This window comes from Flavobacterium sp. FPG59, assembly GCF_002150205.1.
GTDB lineage: Bacteria > Bacteroidota > Bacteroidia > Flavobacteriales > Flavobacteriaceae > Flavobacterium.
Genome location: NZ_MTCA01000001.1, coordinates 1 through 16,214, shown reverse-complemented (window position 1 = coordinate 16,214; position 16,214 = coordinate 1). Strand labels below are relative to the sequence as shown.

Sequence of the window (16,214 nt, the reverse complement as noted above, 5' to 3'; positions counted from 1 at the left end):
TGTTTCTCTTTGGTTGGCTTTAATTGACATCATTTGTCAGCCGTTGACTTTTGCTTTGGACAAGGGAGAGGTAAAGCTTTCTCTGATGAACTGGTGCACATCTGAGAGCTTATAATAAATTTTTCCACTAATAGTATAATAGGGTAACTTACCGGAAGAGCGGTAACGCTGCAAGGATCGTGGGCTTATCTTCAGTATTTGTAAAATATCCTGATTGTCCAACAGCTCTTCTCCATCAATAATCGCATGTTGATTTTTAGTCCCACTTGCCAATTCCATAAGGATGTCAAATCGCTCCATTATTCGCTCCATCCAAGCCATAAATTCTATTCTGTCGATATTCATAATCAAAAATTTAGGTTCAATACGCAGTATGTAGCAATTCTTCCAGATAGAGGTACTGTTTAAAATGCTTTTACAAAATTCAGTTGCTTTTGTTAGATTTTATCCCAATGGCTTTCGTAATACTGAAAAACTTTAACATTTAAAATTCTTAAAGCCTTGGTTTTACTGGAAAATAATTCTCTATAAAATGATGATTTCTTATTCGATTTAAAATATTCTCTTTTTAGACTCCAATTATTTGAGTGATCTTCTCATGAAAAATGAGTGCAACCATGAATTCTGTTTTAGAAGAGGACTTGTTTAGCCTGTTTTTATACAATACAGCAGCTTTTATTGGATTTTATCCCAATGGCTTTCGTAGTACGAAAAAAGCAAAAGCCTTAATTTTATTGGAAATTGTTCTTTGATTGATTCAAACATAAAAAAAAGCAGTATATCCTTTTAAATCAGGATTTACTGCTTGTGGGCATGGTGGTTAAGGCTTTATTCTTGGTCTTCTCTGTACATTTTTTGCTGTAGGTTTAGCGTTAGTTCTTCCAGAAATTTTGTCTTACTGCTTTTACGGGCTTTGATTTCGCTGTAGGTTTTATAGATGTTATCTAGTTTGATGTTGAAAAAATCTTCAAAAGATGCTGTTATCGTATTAATGTCTGCCGCACCATGATTGATTGTTCCATTGGAAAACAAGGCGTAGATCAATTCTGTCAAAGCTGTTTTTGGCCCTGTCCATACCAATACTTTGTGCTTTTTATCTTCAAAAATATCAGAATCATCCACTTTTAGTCTTTTTAGTGCTTGTCGGATGTAATGAATAAATCGATACATCGCTTTTACTTTTGCCCAAAGCATGTCTTGCGATGTTGAAAATTCCGGAAATTGGTAATAATCAGTCATAGGTGTAAAAGGAAAATTATCCCGATGGTTTCTGGTAAAGAATTGATGATCCAGATAACTGTATCCTTGTTCCATATAATGCACAAAATCGGCATTTCTGTAAAAGAACTTATTAATTTTCCGCAATTCTTTTTGGAGGAATTCGACTTTATAAGTGTTTCCCGCTTTTGGCATTCTTAGCTCGCAGGAACGCACTTCTGTAAAATAGATCAATAAACTCATAGGAACGGGTTTGATATTTTTGAAAAAATCGATCTCCTCCGGAACGGTGTTGAAATCATTTTTATCAACTATCTCTTTTAAGTTCGTTAATGTTTTATTACACAATACAATTCCATTGCAAGCCTTATTTTGCATTGTATCGTTTGCCTCTAAAATTTCATTGCAGACAGCATTAAATGATTCAATCGCTTTTTCAAACATCTTTTTAAATATTAGTTGTCAATATCTTTCGTCATTTTGCAATTGATTTGTAATCATTTTGCAAAGTATTCATAAGTTCCATTGCGTAATTGTCTCTTGCCTGAACATAGGCTACTTTTGGAATTATCCTAGCTCCTAATTTTCTTTTTTCAAATGAGGCTGACACTCCAAAATCTATCTTTTGAAGTTGCAACTCATTAGCTCTTTTTATGGTTTGAAATAACAATTGCCTGTACAGTTGGTATTCTTTCGCCCATTTATAATCCATACCTATTAATTCCGGTACATAGGTATGATTGTCATTTTTGTAGCAAAACATAACTCCTACAAATGGATTTTCAGGCTCTACTTTCAGGGCTAATACTATAAATTCCCAGTTGGGACTTTCATTCATGTTTTCGAAAATTTTTTGGGTATATCGGAATGTATTGATAGCGTAATTATTGTCTTTTACATTGTTGTAGAGTTGATATGCTCTTCCTATTTCTGATTTGCTCAATTTATCTTTTATTACAACATCATAGTACTTCTCATAAGGTTCTATCTCTTTATTGAAATGTTTACGGGAACGCAACGATAATGTTTTTGTAAACTCTTCGTGTGAATGCCAAACTTGATTTTCAATTACACAGGATTCCGGCATGTCTATTTTGAAATAACCTTGATCTACTATTATTTTGTTGTAGCTGTTGTCTTTTTCGAAATCTCTTAAAACTAACATGTCTGCATTTAAGTCATTGAATTTTTCTTCTAGCTTATCCAATAATAGTTTCAATGCTTTTTCTGCCAAAGGATGTTCCTGATTGATAAAGCAGTGTTCTCCTTCGGTAAATAGAGAGCCCATACCCAATACTCTTGAGGTGAGGTATAAAGGATTAGTCTTTCTTATTTCTTCCAAATGGATAGAAACCGACTCAGTAGCCAGCATGTCGTCTTTCCAAAGACCGTAGGTAACAAAGGTCATTAATACTATGATACCTTTGTTGTCTTTAATGATATAATAGTAAAAATCCCATTGGTTAGTCGGGTCTGGATGCTGACTAAATGTTTTTTCTAAATAAACAATACCATCCCAATCGAAAATATTTTGTTTTCCCATGTATTGATTCCATGCTGATTTTTCAATATCTTGAATGGTATTTTTTTCTTCGATAAAAAGCTCCTGCTCTTTTGATTGTGAAATATTTTCTGCTTTTTTATTGTCCATTCCAAAAGCCCGTCTGATTTTGATTTCACTACTATTTGTTTCTTCCAAAGCTTTGGGAAAATGGTATTCCATTGCATCAGCTAAGGCTGTAATATCTTCTAGCTTATTGTGGCTCGATAATGTTATTCTGATTCCTGTATTCTTTATTGGAACTGCTGGATAAATTCCCAAGTTCAGAAAAAATCCTTCTTCAAATAGGCGATGCACAAACTTATAAGCTGTTGCAGGCGTACCCATACCCAAAAAGAACACTGGCGAATCATTTTTTGAAATTATGGGGAGGTTTCCGTTTGATAATAACTGGTTAAAATAATCGATTTTATCCGCTAGCACTTTTTGTTTCAATTCTATTTCAGGAGATAAATGAATGTCTGCCGAAGCGATTGCTGCTGCTACAGATGCAGGTTCTAACTGAGCGGAAAAAGTTAATGGACCGCCGAAATTTTTGATTTTATCTCTTAGTTTCTGATTCCTGCAAAATACCGTCGCACCACTGGCTCCAAAGGTTTTGCTTAATGTACTCACCACAATACAATTTTCTGGAAGTTCTTCTATCATATCAAAAATAAAACCAGTTCCATTTTTACCTCGCCAACTCATACCATGAACATCGTCAAAATAGAGATTAAGCTGAGAATATTTTTGAGTCAAAGCCAATAATTCTGGGATAGGTGCATAATCACCAAACATGGAATATACACCATCAGCCATATACCAGATTTTATTGCATTTGGTAGTTAATTGTTTGATTTTATCTTCTAACATTTCCAAATTACTATGTCTGATCATCTCCACTGGAATTCCCCGTAGCTTTAAAAGCTGACACGCATTTTGTACACTCCAATGTACTTGATGATCCATTATTACGGCATCTTCATCTCTTATCAATGTCGGGATAACAGCTAAATGTCCTAATGTACTGTTCTTTGTTATAATGGGTGGTATACCATACATTAATTCAATTTTTTGCTCTAGTTCACTGTAAAGCGGATGCGAAATATATGACTTTGAAAGTGGGAATTGTGTACCATAATTGTTTATGGCTGCTATTGCAGCCTCTTTCAACCGAATGTCTTGTTCGAGTCCCAAGTAACCTGTTGTACCAAAATGAAACATTTCCTTTCCCTTAACTTGGATTGTCCTACCTGTCAATTTTTTGTCTTCTGCATATAGATGTAGTAATCCTTCTTTTTTTGCTCCTGATAAAACCTCATCAACTGTGTCTATGAAATTATTGTGCTTAATTTTTGCCATTTTTAAATTGTTTAAGTTGTTTTAAAAATTTAGATATCTAAAATTCATCATAAAAATTGAAAGTTATTTCATCCAATACCTCAATACTCCCGATATAACAAGTCAAAGTCCCGAATTGACAACTAAAACTTCCAAATTGCAACAAATAATCCCAAATTGGCAAGTGTCTTATTAATAGATGTTTATATTTTTGTTAAATTAGAAAAATTAAATTCGTAAAACATGATTGCAGCACATGATTTTTATGAGAATGATTTTGCCAGGTTTTGGATCTCTGGGGGCATTCTCTTTTTTGAATACAAGCCTAATACTACTATTGATTTAAGGGTAGCCCAGTGCGTTGTAACCGATAGAATTCATTTTCAAAACGAATGTACTTATCCTATTTTATGTGATATTAGGGGTGTTGTTGCTACTGAGAAAGCTGGAAGAGATCATTTAGCACAGTCGGGCTCTATTTTGACGCAAGCAGTAGCACTTATTGTAAATGAAAAACTTTCCTTGATTATTAGTACTTTTTATGTAGAGATTAGTAAGCCCTCTGTACCTACTCAAATTTTCACGAAAGAAGATGACGCTTTAATTTATCTAAAAGGGTTTGTTTAGCGTTTACTATAAGATAAAAAATTAAAAGTTGAATCTTATGAATAAAACATACAACGAAGAGCGTATTGTTACAATTCATCAAATGTTATTTGAGATGGCACGTGGCAATTTCAACACGCGCATTCCTTTAAGTTCAAATGATGAACAATTGGAAACGCTAGTTGTTTTAATTAATATGGTAGCGGAAGAAATGCAGGAGTCGGTTTTTCAAATTGGTTACATTAATACACATAAGACCCTTCAAGTTACAGCTCTAAGCACATTTGTTTTAGATTCGTCTTTTTTAATCAAGAGCTTTACTCCTGAAGTTACTTCCTTTTTGGGTCATTCCGAATCTGAGTTGATCAACCTATCTTTGGCGGACATTATTACTACAGCTTCTTTTGAACAACTTCAAGAAGTAGTTGATGCAAATAGTACTTTGCCTACAACTATTACATTAGATTTTACACCTAAAGAACATTTACCTATTTCGGTTGCCAGTAACATTGTAAGGTTGGTTAATGGTTCGGAAATTATAATAAATCTGGTTACTCCTGCACGTCAAGATACTTATAGTCCTTTACTGTATGGGAATGAAAACGAGAAACATAATAAAACTCGAAAGGCAGATGCGTTATTGATTCAAAAACTTTATGATTATATTTTAGCACACCTTGAAGAACCCCTTCTCTCCTTAAAGGTGCTTTCTTCTAAATTTGGTACTAATGAACATAAATTAAAAGATGGTTTTCGCCATTTTTTTAAGACTAGTATTTATCAGTTTTATAATCAAGAGCGTCTCAAAAGAGCTTTCTTTATGATTGAACATACTGGAATACCGTTAAAAAATATTTCTGTCATGAATGGTTTTAATAATTATCCAAATTTTTCAAAATCATTTAAAAAACAATTTGGTTTTTCTCCCAACGAATTAAAGCGAAATGAAGTTGGTTTTATTTCGTCAGTTGAGGATTAAAGTTATCCGTTTTAGTCATCTCTTACTCCCAAAAAGACAACTATAGTCATTTTATAATTCAGAATTTTGCTTTAAATAAAAAGTACTATGAAACTGAATATTAAATTACAAAATGTATTTTTAGAGATGGTCTGCTTCCTGTATATCATTTTGTTTACGTATGCTGCAATCAGTAAACTAATTGATTTTGAAAACTTTCAAACACAATTAGGCCAGTCTCCACTTTTAAGTGCTTATGCTGCTTCTATCTCGTTTCTTGTAATTTTTGCGGAATTGGGACTAGTAGTTGCTTTATCTCTGCGAGTAAGTCGAATAAAGGCCCTTTATTTATCAGTGGGCTTAATGACTGTTTTTACTACATATATTATTTTGATTTTGAATTTTAGTTCGTTTATTCCATGCTCTTGTGGTGGAATTTTAGAAAAGTTAGGATGGAATGAACACTTGATTTTCAACCTTTTTTTCATTTTCATAGGTAGTTGTAGTCTGTTGCTTCATCAATATGATAAAAAAGGGATTATCTCACTGTTATTAATAGTAGTATCAAGTGTGCTTTTCGTTGTTTTTTTATTTCTATCATCAGAGGATACTATGAAGAAGCAAAATCCATTTATTCGTCGATTTACTCCTAACGTTGCATCAAGGACTTTAACAAAAAACTTAAATAATTATGGATTTTACTTTGCCGGCCACTCTAAAGGAAATATCTATTTAGGAAATACCATTTCTCCTTTAACTATCATTGAGTTTGACAGCACATTGCAACATAAAAAACAATATTCTATTCAACTTACTCCGGATACTTTACCTTTTAGAGCCGTTAAAACAAAAATTTTGGGTGCTCATTTTTTTCTTTATGATGGTTCTATTCCTATCATTTATCGGGGTTTAGTTTCTGATTGGAAAGCTACCATTTGGGTTACCAAAAAACCTTACTTTACTACATTACAGCCAATTGATTCTACTCTTTGTGTATTTAGAGGGCAACAATTAGGTACTTACGAAAATATATTGGGTACAATAGCTTTAGATGATTCTTTAAAAATTAGAAAGCAAAAGCACTTATTACAAAAACAAATAGACGGTATTTTTGACACGGACGGAACCCTGACTTACAGTGAGGGTTTAAAGAAAATCGTTTATACGTATTTCTATCGGAATCAATTTATTGTAGCCGATACAGCTTTGCAACTTGTCCATCACGTTACGACTATAGATACCACTACCAGAGCTAAATTAAAAGTAGTCAGAGTCAAAAAATCAGGGGATAGTAAACTTGCAGCTCCGCCTTATACTGTTAATTTAAGAAGTGCTGCCTTTAATGAACTTTTGTTTAATCAATCAGGGCTTCGTGGTCGTTACGAAAGTAAAAAAAACTGGGACCATGCTTCTATAATTGATGTTTATGATATTACGAATAAAATCTATTTATTCAGTTTCTACATCTACCACGAAAATAAAATGAAAATGAGTGATTTATTGATAACTGAAAAGGCCTTGTATGCAATAGTAGGACATCAAATTGTAAAATATACTTTTGGGACCCCAATGTTAACGCAACTAAAAAAATAAAATGAAAGATATACTGGCCGGTATCAGGGGTAAGATCGAAAACCTGTAGAAAAGAGTAGATCGAAATAATAATTATTAATTTTTTTATTATGAAAACAGATTTTTTAAAATTGATGGTGCTTCCAATGGTAGCATTCTCATTGGCTAGTGCTGCTGCTGTAACCACTAGTACGGCTAAAGAAAGCCAAACGGCTACTGCAATTATTAATGGTTATATCCATTCACCACTCCCTTCCAGTTGTAAACTGGTAAACGTAGATTGCGATGTTACTGGAAATGCTTTTTGTATGAGTGGTTCTTCACAAGTATTCGATAAAGATAGTGAAACGACCTGTTCTACGCCGCTTTTTAGAACTGTTAATCCGTAGATTAACGAATAAGTGCAGTTTTTTCAAACTGCACTTATTTATTTTATTCCTTTAAATATCGGTCAAACCAATCGGTAATTCGTTTTGTAAGGTCCATTTTATTCTCCTTGATTACAATTACATGCTGGTCTTTTGGATATACCAATAAAACATTCTTCTTCTTGGCTCTTCTCAATGCATTATAAAAAAGTAAACTCTGTTCGTAGGGTAAATTAGTCTCCATTTTACCCACCCAAGACAGTAATGGTGTAGTAATATTATCTGCATAAAGTATTGGTGAATTTTTTAGGTACAACTCTTTGTCTTCAAAAATAGATTTTCCTATTCTCCATTGTTGCGATTCACTTCGCCATAATTCTGGGATATTGAGACTTTTTGAGTTACTAAAATACCAACTTACCATATCAGAAATTGCTGCACCCGATACTGCCGCTGCAAAAATATTCGATTTTGTAATAATGTAATTTGTTTCATAACCTCCGAAAGAATGCCCTATTAAGCCAATATGCTTTAAGTCAATCATTCCTGTTTTTACAACGGCATTGTTTGCAGCAACAACACAATCCAGTGCACTATTTCCGGTTTCTCCTTCATAATATTTCACATCTGGTAATAATACAAAATAATTTTGTTGCACAAAATGCTTTACATTAAAACCGGTATCGTTGTATAAAGTCGGAATGCTATATTCGTGCAATGAGTTTGTAATTTGCGAATACACATTGGTTATCATCGGATATTTTTTGCCTACTTCATAATTTACCGGATAATATAATAATCCTTGCAGTTTGTCTCCTTTTGAATTCGAAAATGAAATTAGTTCTACCTTTCCTTGATTAAAGTTTTTATCATGATTATTGCTTTCAAACAGAACCTTATTTACACCGTTTTTAAAAGATACAATTCTGGGAGACTCATTATGTGATTGTTCTCGATAGACATAGACTTCATTATTGGCTCTACGCAGTTCATCTGATTTTGTAGCATTATTTGCTACTGGAATTAAAGTGTTGGATGTAGAAACTAATTTAAATTGTTGTGACTTGGTGGCCGCATTTCTTGATGAAACGATTAAATTATTAGCTGAATTAATTTCAGTAAGAGCCCAACCATTGTAATTGTCATTTCCTATTTGCTTGATATTTGAACCATCTACAGTGAAGTAGGTACCGCTTTCTCGTCCATTAGTAATGCGTTTTAGTTTATTTGTTTTGATGTTAAATTGATAGACGTCGAATTCGTCTTGTAGCAAAAGGTATTCTCCATTATCACTCCATCCTTTCATTCCAAAAACATGTGGTCTTGTTATGTACTTTAAATCATTTGAAACCCATTCGGAACCTGCAGGTGGAACAATTGACACCGTAGATTGTGTTTTTATATTGTACAGCCACCAATTTTTATCTTTAAAATAGCATATGTATGCTCCATTTGGAGAAAAAGACAATAAGTAATTTTCACCAGGTTGCTTTTCTAAAAATAACTTTTTGGTGCCATCAGCCAGATTGTACAAGAAATAGTCAACCTCTCCATAGCGCTTAAAATGAGGTGCATATGCAGTTGGATTGTAAAGTATTGCAACTGATTTACTGCCGTTAAGCTGTACAAAAGGAAGTTCTTTATTTGTAATCGTATTCCACCGCTTTTCTTCAATAAACCAAACCGATAAAGTGGCGTACCCCTCAAGATTTTCTCTGCTTGCTTTTGGATAAATCCATAAATCTTCTGTATCCCAAACCTCGACATCGTCTTTTTTTGGTGTTGCCTCTTCTTTGACTTTCGCGATTCCAAAAAACACTCTTTTACCATCACTTGAAATTTTGAAAGATTTTGTGGTAACAATTTCATGCTTTTCTGGAAAATTTAAGAATGATTTTGGTTCAAAGGTTTGAATACTTTTATCTTGGGTTTTGTAGAAATTCAGTTTTGTGTATTTCCCGTTGATGCCCTCTTCCAGCCAAAAAACACCTTTGCCATATTCTGCTAATGTTAGACCAGATAATTTGTTTTGCGTTGTGTAATATTCTGTTTTTTGGTTTGTCCCAAGATTTATTGTTCCGAAACTACTTTTCCCTTCATGGCTAGTGAGATAAAACAGGATATTATTAGGCTGGTCCAATTGGTATTCCGTTACATTTGGAAGTTGAATGATTTCTTCATTTTTGATATTCCTTAGTATTAATTCCCCATCATTGGAATAGCTCACAATAATTTTTCCGCTGTTGGCAAATTCAAAAGCAGCACTATTCGATATAACAGTACTTTCACTATTTTCTAAATTGGTTACTATTACTTTATCTCCTTGAAAGGCACCAAATGCAATTTCACCGCCAAATTTGCCCTGTGTTCCTAGTGGAAAACTAAATCCAATATTTTTCTGCGTATGTTTTACAAATAATGTATCTGAACCATTGCTGTACTGCATATCAAATGATATCCAGTTTCCCTTTTGGGAAATAGCTCTGTTTTCTAATTTGCCCCACCTTTCATACTCTGATTCAGCAATATTCCTTTTGGAATTATCCTGCCCGTAAATAGAGCAGGATATTACTATCCAAAATTTCAAAATTGTTTTTTTACAAGAATAACCTAAATTGTGATTACTATGGTTTTTTAATAGCTTCATAACTTTAATAACCTGTATTTTGTGGTTGTAAATTTGGATTTGCATTCAATTCTAGCTCTGGAATAGGCCACAAAACATCTGAACTGTTCCAGCCTGGTTTTGAAACAGATAGTATTCCATCGGCTGTTCCACTGCGCTTTAAATCAAAAAAGCGATGGCCGTGTTCAGTAAAAAACTCAAATCTTCGTTGTTTTTGAATTTCAGTTAAAATTTCAGTTGCAATAGTTGAGGTAATTATTGGTAAGCCTGCGGTTGTTCTTATCTTATTTAAATCTTCTTTTGCACCCGCTAAATCGCCTAGTTTTGCTCTTGCCTCGGCTCTAATTAAATATTGTTCTGCTAAACGCAACACAATAGAATATTCCTGCGAACTTGTTGTTGCGGTACGTAGTTTGTATTTATTGGGATGATTCCAAGTATTTAGTCCGGTGGTAACTGACTTTGTCCAATTCACTTTGCGTTGGTCGCCTGTTTCAAATGCATTCATAAAATCGGCACGAAGCGCACAAACTGGTGGAGGTCCAGATACGAAAATAAAAGTTGTACCTTCATTACTATTTCGTACCGCTGTTGCTGATGCTAATTGCCAAATAGTAGTTTTACTATTTCTTAGAAAAATTTTGTTTAAATCCGTTTCCCAAGCATAAAGCGGACTATTAATAACAGTAGTTGCTTCATTTGCTGCTTCTGTATTTTTATTCATGTATAAATATACTCTGGCCAACATAGCTTTGGCCACCATTTTATTGGGTTTGGCACGATCCGAAGAACTATAGTTTTCAGGCAATCTAGTACTGGCACTTTCCAAATCCTTCGCGATTTCTGTATATACTTCATCAGCAGAACTGCGAGTAACTTTTCTATTAATTTCATAATTGGTTCCTGTAATATAGGGGATGCTACCATAAATTTGCAACAGATAAAAATGCACTAGAGCACGAACGAATAGTGCTTCGCCCGACACTCTGTTTTTAACCGCAATAGGTAACCTAGTCGAATTTTCAACACCGTGAATAACCGAATTTGCGTTATATATTTGACTATAGCTTGAAGTCCAAAGTGATGCCACTGTAGCATTGTCAGCCGTAAGCGCATTGTTGTAAATAGGTAGGGCAATTGTAGAGTTGGTATAATCTTGTAATTCATCAGCGTACAATCCCATTCTAACAGATGCACCAGTAGGTAATCCAGATAGGATGCCGCCGTCACGAAGTTGTGCATAGATTTGTGCCATTGCTGCATTTGCTGTCAATTCACTTTCAAAAACTGTAGTTCCTGTAAGCTGAGAATTAGGTAATGGAACCTCGACAAAATCGCTACAAGAACTTGAAGACAGTATCAGTGCCAAAACCAAAAGAATGCGATACACCTGAAATGGCTTTGTTTGTACCGTTATAAATTGTAAATTTTTCATATTACTATTTTTTTGAGGATTAAAAGTTTAAAGTCATTCCACCACTGATCACTTTTAGCGGAGGGAGGAATCCTGAGAACTTAAACTCGGGATCACCTGCTTTGTAAGATGTAAATGTCAGTAGGTTTTGACCTTGAATAAAAAGTTTGCATTTTACATTAGTGGTCGCTTGTAACGGAATATCATAGGAAAGTGAAATATTTTTTAGTCTGATAAAAGAGCCGTCTGTAATTACAGCATCGCTTTCTATGTACCTATAATAGGTGCTTACCGCTGCACCATTTAGTCCTGTAGTGTGCAGTTGCGAACTGCTTTGATCTCCAATTTGCTGCCAAGCATCACCACTATTGTTACTTTGGTTTACTTGACCACCGCCCGGAACATTTGATATGTAATCGTAATTGTCTCTTTTTACGAACTGCAATAAAAAATCCAATTGCCAATTTTTATAGTCCAATTGGTTTTGGATGCCTCCAAAATATTTAGGAGATAAGTCCTTGATAATTTGCTTGTCTCCTGCTGTTATGCTTCCATCCCCATTTAAATCTTCAAAATCGTATAATCCTGTTTGTGGATTAACACCTTTGCTTTGGTATAATTTTACAATATCAATTGATTGTCCAATCACATACCGATTTGCAAAAGTGGAACCTGAAAGATTCGGGAAAGAAAGTAGTTTATTTTTTGCAACGGCCACATTGAAGTTCGTTGACCATTTAAAAGAGTTTGAATCAATATTTAGGGTTCTTACGGAAAATTCAAAACCTGAATTTTCAACGGTAGCATCAAGATTCGCATTCAATGACAAGAAACCTGTTGTAGCTGGCATAGGAATACCCACCAATTGATCCGACGAGCGATTCCTATACAACGCTAGCGTGCTAAAAATTCTGTCTTTAAAAAAACCAGTTTCTAAAGCTAATTCTAGTTTACGATTGGTTTCCCATCCAAAATCGGCATTATAAAGTCGTGTAGGTTGTAACCCAATTATGCCCTGATAATTAGCACCAGTTGTACCGTAGGTATCATAAAACTGATAATCTCCAATTTGATCATTGCCCGTAGTTCCATAACTAAAACGGAGTTTTCCAAAACTCATTTTACTGTTTTCTGGATTGAATTTTTCTTTGCTAAAAATCCATGCAGCACCAATAGCACCAAAATTAGCATATTGTTTGCCTGGCCCAAATCGGCTGGAGCCATCCCGACGACCTGTAAAGTTTAAAAAGTATTTTTCGTCGTAACTGTAATTGATGCGACCAAAAAAAGCTTGATAACGGTATAAAAAAGTATCGCTATTGGTTGTGTTTTTTGTAATTGCAGAAGCTAAGTTGTTAATCAGATTGTTGTTTGCAAAACCAATACCCGATTGAAATAGGCGTTCTGTACGTTGCTGTTGGCTAGTCATCCCCAGTAGCACATCAAATTTGTGGTTTCCAAAATTTTTGAAACCTCTTAGTTGTGGCTCTATAATCCATGATTGTCTGCTGGTAAGGTTTAAGTACATTAAGGAATTGTCACTCCCAACTTCGTAAACGGGATTGTAAATGGTGGATGGTATCGTTCGCACTTCTTTGGTTTTTAAATCGGTAAAACCAAAGTTTGATTTTATTTCTAAACCTGGAATTAGTTCATATGACAACACACTGTTGGCCACCAAGTCATTGGTGTTCGCACGGTAGGTGCTTTTTAGAGGTGCCAAAGGATTTTCGAAGGTATCATTTTCCCAGTTTAAATTTCCATTTGAATCGTAGAGTGCGGGAGCGTTTGGTGCCAAATAACGCGCTGTTAATGTCAAATCTGTCGCTGCTTGTAGATTGTCTTGTGCCGTGTAATTTCCCGAAAAAGAGATTTTGAATTTCTTATCTAAAGAAGTGTGGTTTATTGAGCTAAGAATCCCTCCTTTAATGTACCTGAAATCTCCCGGAAGGACTGTTCCCTCGGTTCTGTAGTTCCCACTCATCAAGAATTGTGTTGTTTCACTACCACCAGAGATACTGGTTCTAAAGTCATTAATTGTTGCTGAACCGCCTAATAATTCCTTTTGCCAATTGGTATATCGAGTTTGATCCCAAGCTCCATTTACATCATAATCAGTATCCGATATTGGAATTCCATCATTGATAAATGCTTGTTTACGCATCGACAGATACTGCTCCGTATTCATCAGATCTACAAATTTAGTCGCTGTACCAACGGCTGTTGAGGCAGTTACTGAAATGTTTGTTTTACCTGACTTTCCTTTTTTTCGAGTAATTAAGACCACACCGTTTGCTCCCCTTGAGCCGTAAATTGCAGTCGCATCGGCATCTTTTAATACTTCGATATTTTCTATATCATTGGGATTAATACTGTTGAGCGGGCTGGCTTGGCTTGGTAATGCCGTTGATGTGTTCGCACTTCCTATGGACTCGTTTGAATAGGGAACTCCATCAATAATGTATAATGGTTCATTTCCATCAAGGCGAATACTGTTACGACCTCTAATTTTAATTTGGAAACCACCGCCGGGAGTTCCCCCATCTTGAATGATATTGACACCTGCCATTCTTCCTTGCATTGCGGCTAATACATTTGTGACAGGTTGCTTGTCGATGTCTTTCGCAGTCATTCTTGCAATGCTACCGGTTTGCTCTTTTTCTTTAATAGAATAATATCCAGCATTTATTACGATTTCTTTTAAAGTCGTTGCATCTTCAGTCAATTTTACATTAATAGTTGCTTGATTTGCAACTACAATTTGAATCGTTTTATAGCCTAGATAGGAAAAAACCAAAACATCATTCTCAGCTGCTAGTATTGTGTAATTTCCATTTTCATCAGAAAATGCTGTTGTTGGCTTATTGTTAACCTTTATGGTTACGCCAGGAACTGTGCTGGTATCATCGGTGATTTTGCCTTTAATAGATCGTGTTTGAGCATTTAATCCTGCAAAGAAGCACAGGAAAAGGATGCAGTACAGTTTGGACAGTTGTGTTGTTGTCCAAAACTTCAAAAATGATTTTTTTTTCATACTTTTGAATTGGTTAAATGAGACTTCGGTTTAGTTTGCTTTGGTCCTCTATTCGTCCGCCAAGAAGAGTTAGAGGGCCTTTTTTTGTGATTAGCCTCGAAAGCGCTAAGGCATAGATTTTTATTTTTTAAGTCATAGGCGTTATCTGAATATTATTAGGTGTTATTACATCTAAGCACGCTGTGTGATGTGAAAATAAATAGTTATTTTTCTTAGTTATTGCTATTTATATAAAAGCATCGGAACCATAAAGCCAACAAATTATCAGCGTAATGAAAGCTAGAATTAAAGTAACTTTTATAGTTTTATAGTATTTCATCTTTTCGTTGTTGTTTGCTGTTTTTCAATTTATTATTTCGATTTGCACTATTGCTATTACCACAGATCTTGAGAGCACTCTTTTTTGGATGCAAAGGCTTTTGAATTTATATTGTTTATTTAGGAAAGTACACTGCCGTTGCCAGTTGCAGCCCAACGCAGGCAGTGCGTTTCCAAACAAACTAATTCAATTAATTGATTGATTTACGATACTGTAAAAAAGAAGATTAGCTAAGAATAAAAGGGAGTAACTTTTGCGCATAAAAAATGGCATGGAACTCAGCTTATTGCATCAGAGGCATTGGCATACCTTAACCACAAATAAGTGAGCCCACGCCATGGGACGTGAGCATCTTACTTATCATCTCGTGGTTATAAAACGCCAATTTTCTGATACGAGATTCTAAGCGAATGCTTCAAATATTTTATATGAAGAATCGCAAATATATTAATTATGTTACAAATATAACAAAGTTATTCAAAACTAGCACTATCGTGCCAATAAAATTCATGAAAAATATTTTCTTTTGCCGTAATGGTTAATAATAAAAGTAATAGCAACAAAAGTAATGAAGCAAAAATATTTTTGCTCGATAGATTTGTTTGTAACTACATTAAAAAAGAATGGATTTCAGATGAAAAATCAAATCTATCTCAAAGTCAAGAACTCGGAATACATCCTCATGTTCTAACTAAGATTAAAAATGATGATGGCTACCGAATACCTTTATCAACACTGGCAATTATCTGCTTTTACAAAAAAATTGAATTATCTGAATTTTTCAAATTGATTGAAAAACAATATGGTTCTAAGATTAATGACGATTTTGTTTTAAAAACGAACACAAAAAAAGATGCTTAAGCATCTTTTTCTGTTTTATGGCGGTATGAAAAACTTATCAATTTGGCATTTAAACTTATCAGAAACTGAAGAATTGATTTCATGCTATAAGTGTAACTCTCTAAACATATTGTAAGCTTTAAAATATTAATTTGCAAAACTTCCTAAAGAAAGTAAAAGTACTACAAATTACAAAAAGTTATTAGATTTCAGCCTATAAATGAAAAGTAAATTTTTATGAATATGGGCAAGAATGGTAAAACCGCAAAATATCCTTTAACTCATTTCAGTCTAACGGTTAAAAAAAAAATTGAATAAATCGATTTTATTTCTCATCGTGAATAGAATTCTCTCTCTCCTCTACCTCCTTTACTG

11 protein-coding genes are annotated in these 16,214 nt (G+C 34.3%); 5 read left to right on the top strand and 6 right to left on the bottom strand.

Features of this window, described 5'->3' with window-relative positions; all coding sequences use genetic code 11:
- Positions 1–36 precede the first annotated feature (36 nt).
- From FPG59_RS00055 to FPG59_RS00045, 3 genes are all read right to left on the bottom strand, one after another.
- Positions 37–345 carry a helix-turn-helix domain-containing protein gene (locus tag FPG59_RS00055; RefSeq protein WP_086452585.1) on the bottom strand — a complete coding sequence of 103 codons (309 nt, stop codon included), beginning with the start codon at positions 343–345 and terminating at the stop codon, positions 37–39.
- A 483-nt stretch (positions 346–828) separates the two neighbouring features.
- The gene (locus tag FPG59_RS00050; RefSeq protein ID WP_086452584.1) at positions 829–1,662 is read right to left on the bottom strand and encodes an RteC domain-containing protein; all 834 of its coding nucleotides are present in this window, start codon (positions 1,660–1,662) and stop codon (positions 829–831) included.
- Between the two features lie 31 nt (positions 1,663–1,693).
- The gene (locus tag FPG59_RS00045; RefSeq protein ID WP_086452583.1) at positions 1,694–4,123 is read right to left on the bottom strand and encodes a bifunctional aminotransferase class I/II-fold pyridoxal phosphate-dependent enzyme/GNAT family N-acetyltransferase; all 2,430 of its coding nucleotides are present in this window, start codon (positions 4,121–4,123) and stop codon (positions 1,694–1,696) included.
- Between the two features lie 222 nt (positions 4,124–4,345).
- On the opposite strand from FPG59_RS00045, the gene FPG59_RS00040 reads away from it, so the two are divergent.
- From FPG59_RS00040 to FPG59_RS00025, 4 genes are all read left to right on the top strand, one after another.
- Positions 4,346–4,729 carry a hypothetical protein gene (locus FPG59_RS00040; protein ID WP_086452582.1) on the top strand — a complete coding sequence of 128 codons (384 nt, stop codon included), beginning with the start codon at positions 4,346–4,348 and terminating at the stop codon, positions 4,727–4,729.
- Positions 4,730–4,766: 37 nt separating this feature from the next.
- On the top strand, positions 4,767–5,687 hold the full coding sequence (locus FPG59_RS00035; RefSeq protein WP_086452581.1) for an AraC family transcriptional regulator: 921 nt from the start codon (positions 4,767–4,769) through the stop codon (positions 5,685–5,687).
- Positions 5,688–5,774: 87 nt separating this feature from the next.
- Positions 5,775–7,259: a MauE/DoxX family redox-associated membrane protein gene (locus tag FPG59_RS00030; protein WP_086452580.1), complete on the top strand. Its 1,485-nt coding sequence runs from the start codon at positions 5,775–5,777 to the stop codon at positions 7,257–7,259.
- An 89-nt stretch (positions 7,260–7,348) separates the two neighbouring features.
- Positions 7,349–7,627 carry a DUF6520 family protein gene (locus tag FPG59_RS00025; RefSeq protein ID WP_086452579.1) on the top strand — a complete coding sequence of 93 codons (279 nt, stop codon included), beginning with the start codon at positions 7,349–7,351 and terminating at the stop codon, positions 7,625–7,627.
- Positions 7,628–7,670: 43 nt separating this feature from the next.
- Here FPG59_RS00025 and FPG59_RS00020 read toward each other — a convergent pair whose 3' ends face one another.
- The 3 genes from FPG59_RS00020 to FPG59_RS00010 form a co-directional block, all read right to left on the bottom strand.
- Positions 7,671–10,193, bottom strand: a complete 2,523-nt coding sequence (locus tag FPG59_RS00020; protein WP_165425750.1) for a prolyl oligopeptidase family serine peptidase — start codon at positions 10,191–10,193, stop codon at positions 7,671–7,673.
- 64 nt (positions 10,194–10,257) lie between these two features.
- Positions 10,258–11,667: a RagB/SusD family nutrient uptake outer membrane protein gene (locus FPG59_RS00015; RefSeq protein WP_086452577.1), complete on the bottom strand. Its 1,410-nt coding sequence runs from the start codon at positions 11,665–11,667 to the stop codon at positions 10,258–10,260.
- Between the two features lie 19 nt (positions 11,668–11,686).
- Positions 11,687–14,680 carry a SusC/RagA family TonB-linked outer membrane protein gene (locus FPG59_RS00010; protein ID WP_086452576.1) on the bottom strand — a complete coding sequence of 998 codons (2,994 nt, stop codon included), beginning with the start codon at positions 14,678–14,680 and terminating at the stop codon, positions 11,687–11,689.
- 853 nt (positions 14,681–15,533) lie between these two features.
- On the opposite strand from FPG59_RS00010, the gene FPG59_RS00005 reads away from it, so the two are divergent.
- Positions 15,534–15,860 carry a helix-turn-helix transcriptional regulator gene (locus FPG59_RS00005; RefSeq protein ID WP_086452575.1) on the top strand — a complete coding sequence of 109 codons (327 nt, stop codon included), beginning with the start codon at positions 15,534–15,536 and terminating at the stop codon, positions 15,858–15,860.
- The last annotated feature ends 354 nt before the right edge of the window (positions 15,861–16,214 follow it).

Bases quoted from the DNA above. Each gene is read 5' to 3' on its own strand.
- FPG59_RS00055 (WP_086452585.1), bottom strand. From the start codon at position 345: ATGAATATCGACAGAATAGAATTTATGGCTTGGATGGAGCGAATAATG.
- FPG59_RS00050 (WP_086452584.1), bottom strand. From the start codon at position 1,662: ATGTTTGAAAAAGCGATTGAATCATTTAATGCTGTCTGCAATGAAATT.
- FPG59_RS00045 (WP_086452583.1), bottom strand. From the start codon at position 4,123: ATGGCAAAAATTAAGCACAATAATTTCATAGACACAGTTGATGAGGTT.
- FPG59_RS00040 (WP_086452582.1), top strand. From the start codon at position 4,346: ATGATTGCAGCACATGATTTTTATGAGAATGATTTTGCCAGGTTTTGG.
- FPG59_RS00035 (WP_086452581.1), top strand. From the start codon at position 4,767: ATGAATAAAACATACAACGAAGAGCGTATTGTTACAATTCATCAAATG.
- FPG59_RS00030 (WP_086452580.1), top strand. From the start codon at position 5,775: ATGAAACTGAATATTAAATTACAAAATGTATTTTTAGAGATGGTCTGC.
- FPG59_RS00025 (WP_086452579.1), top strand. From the start codon at position 7,349: ATGAAAACAGATTTTTTAAAATTGATGGTGCTTCCAATGGTAGCATTC.
- FPG59_RS00015 (WP_086452577.1), bottom strand. From the start codon at position 11,667: ATGAAAAATTTACAATTTATAACGGTACAAACAAAGCCATTTCAGGTG.
- FPG59_RS00010 (WP_086452576.1), bottom strand. From the start codon at position 14,680: ATGAAAAAAAAATCATTTTTGAAGTTTTGGACAACAACACAACTGTCC.
- FPG59_RS00005 (WP_086452575.1), top strand. From the start codon at position 15,534: ATGGTTAATAATAAAAGTAATAGCAACAAAAGTAATGAAGCAAAAATA.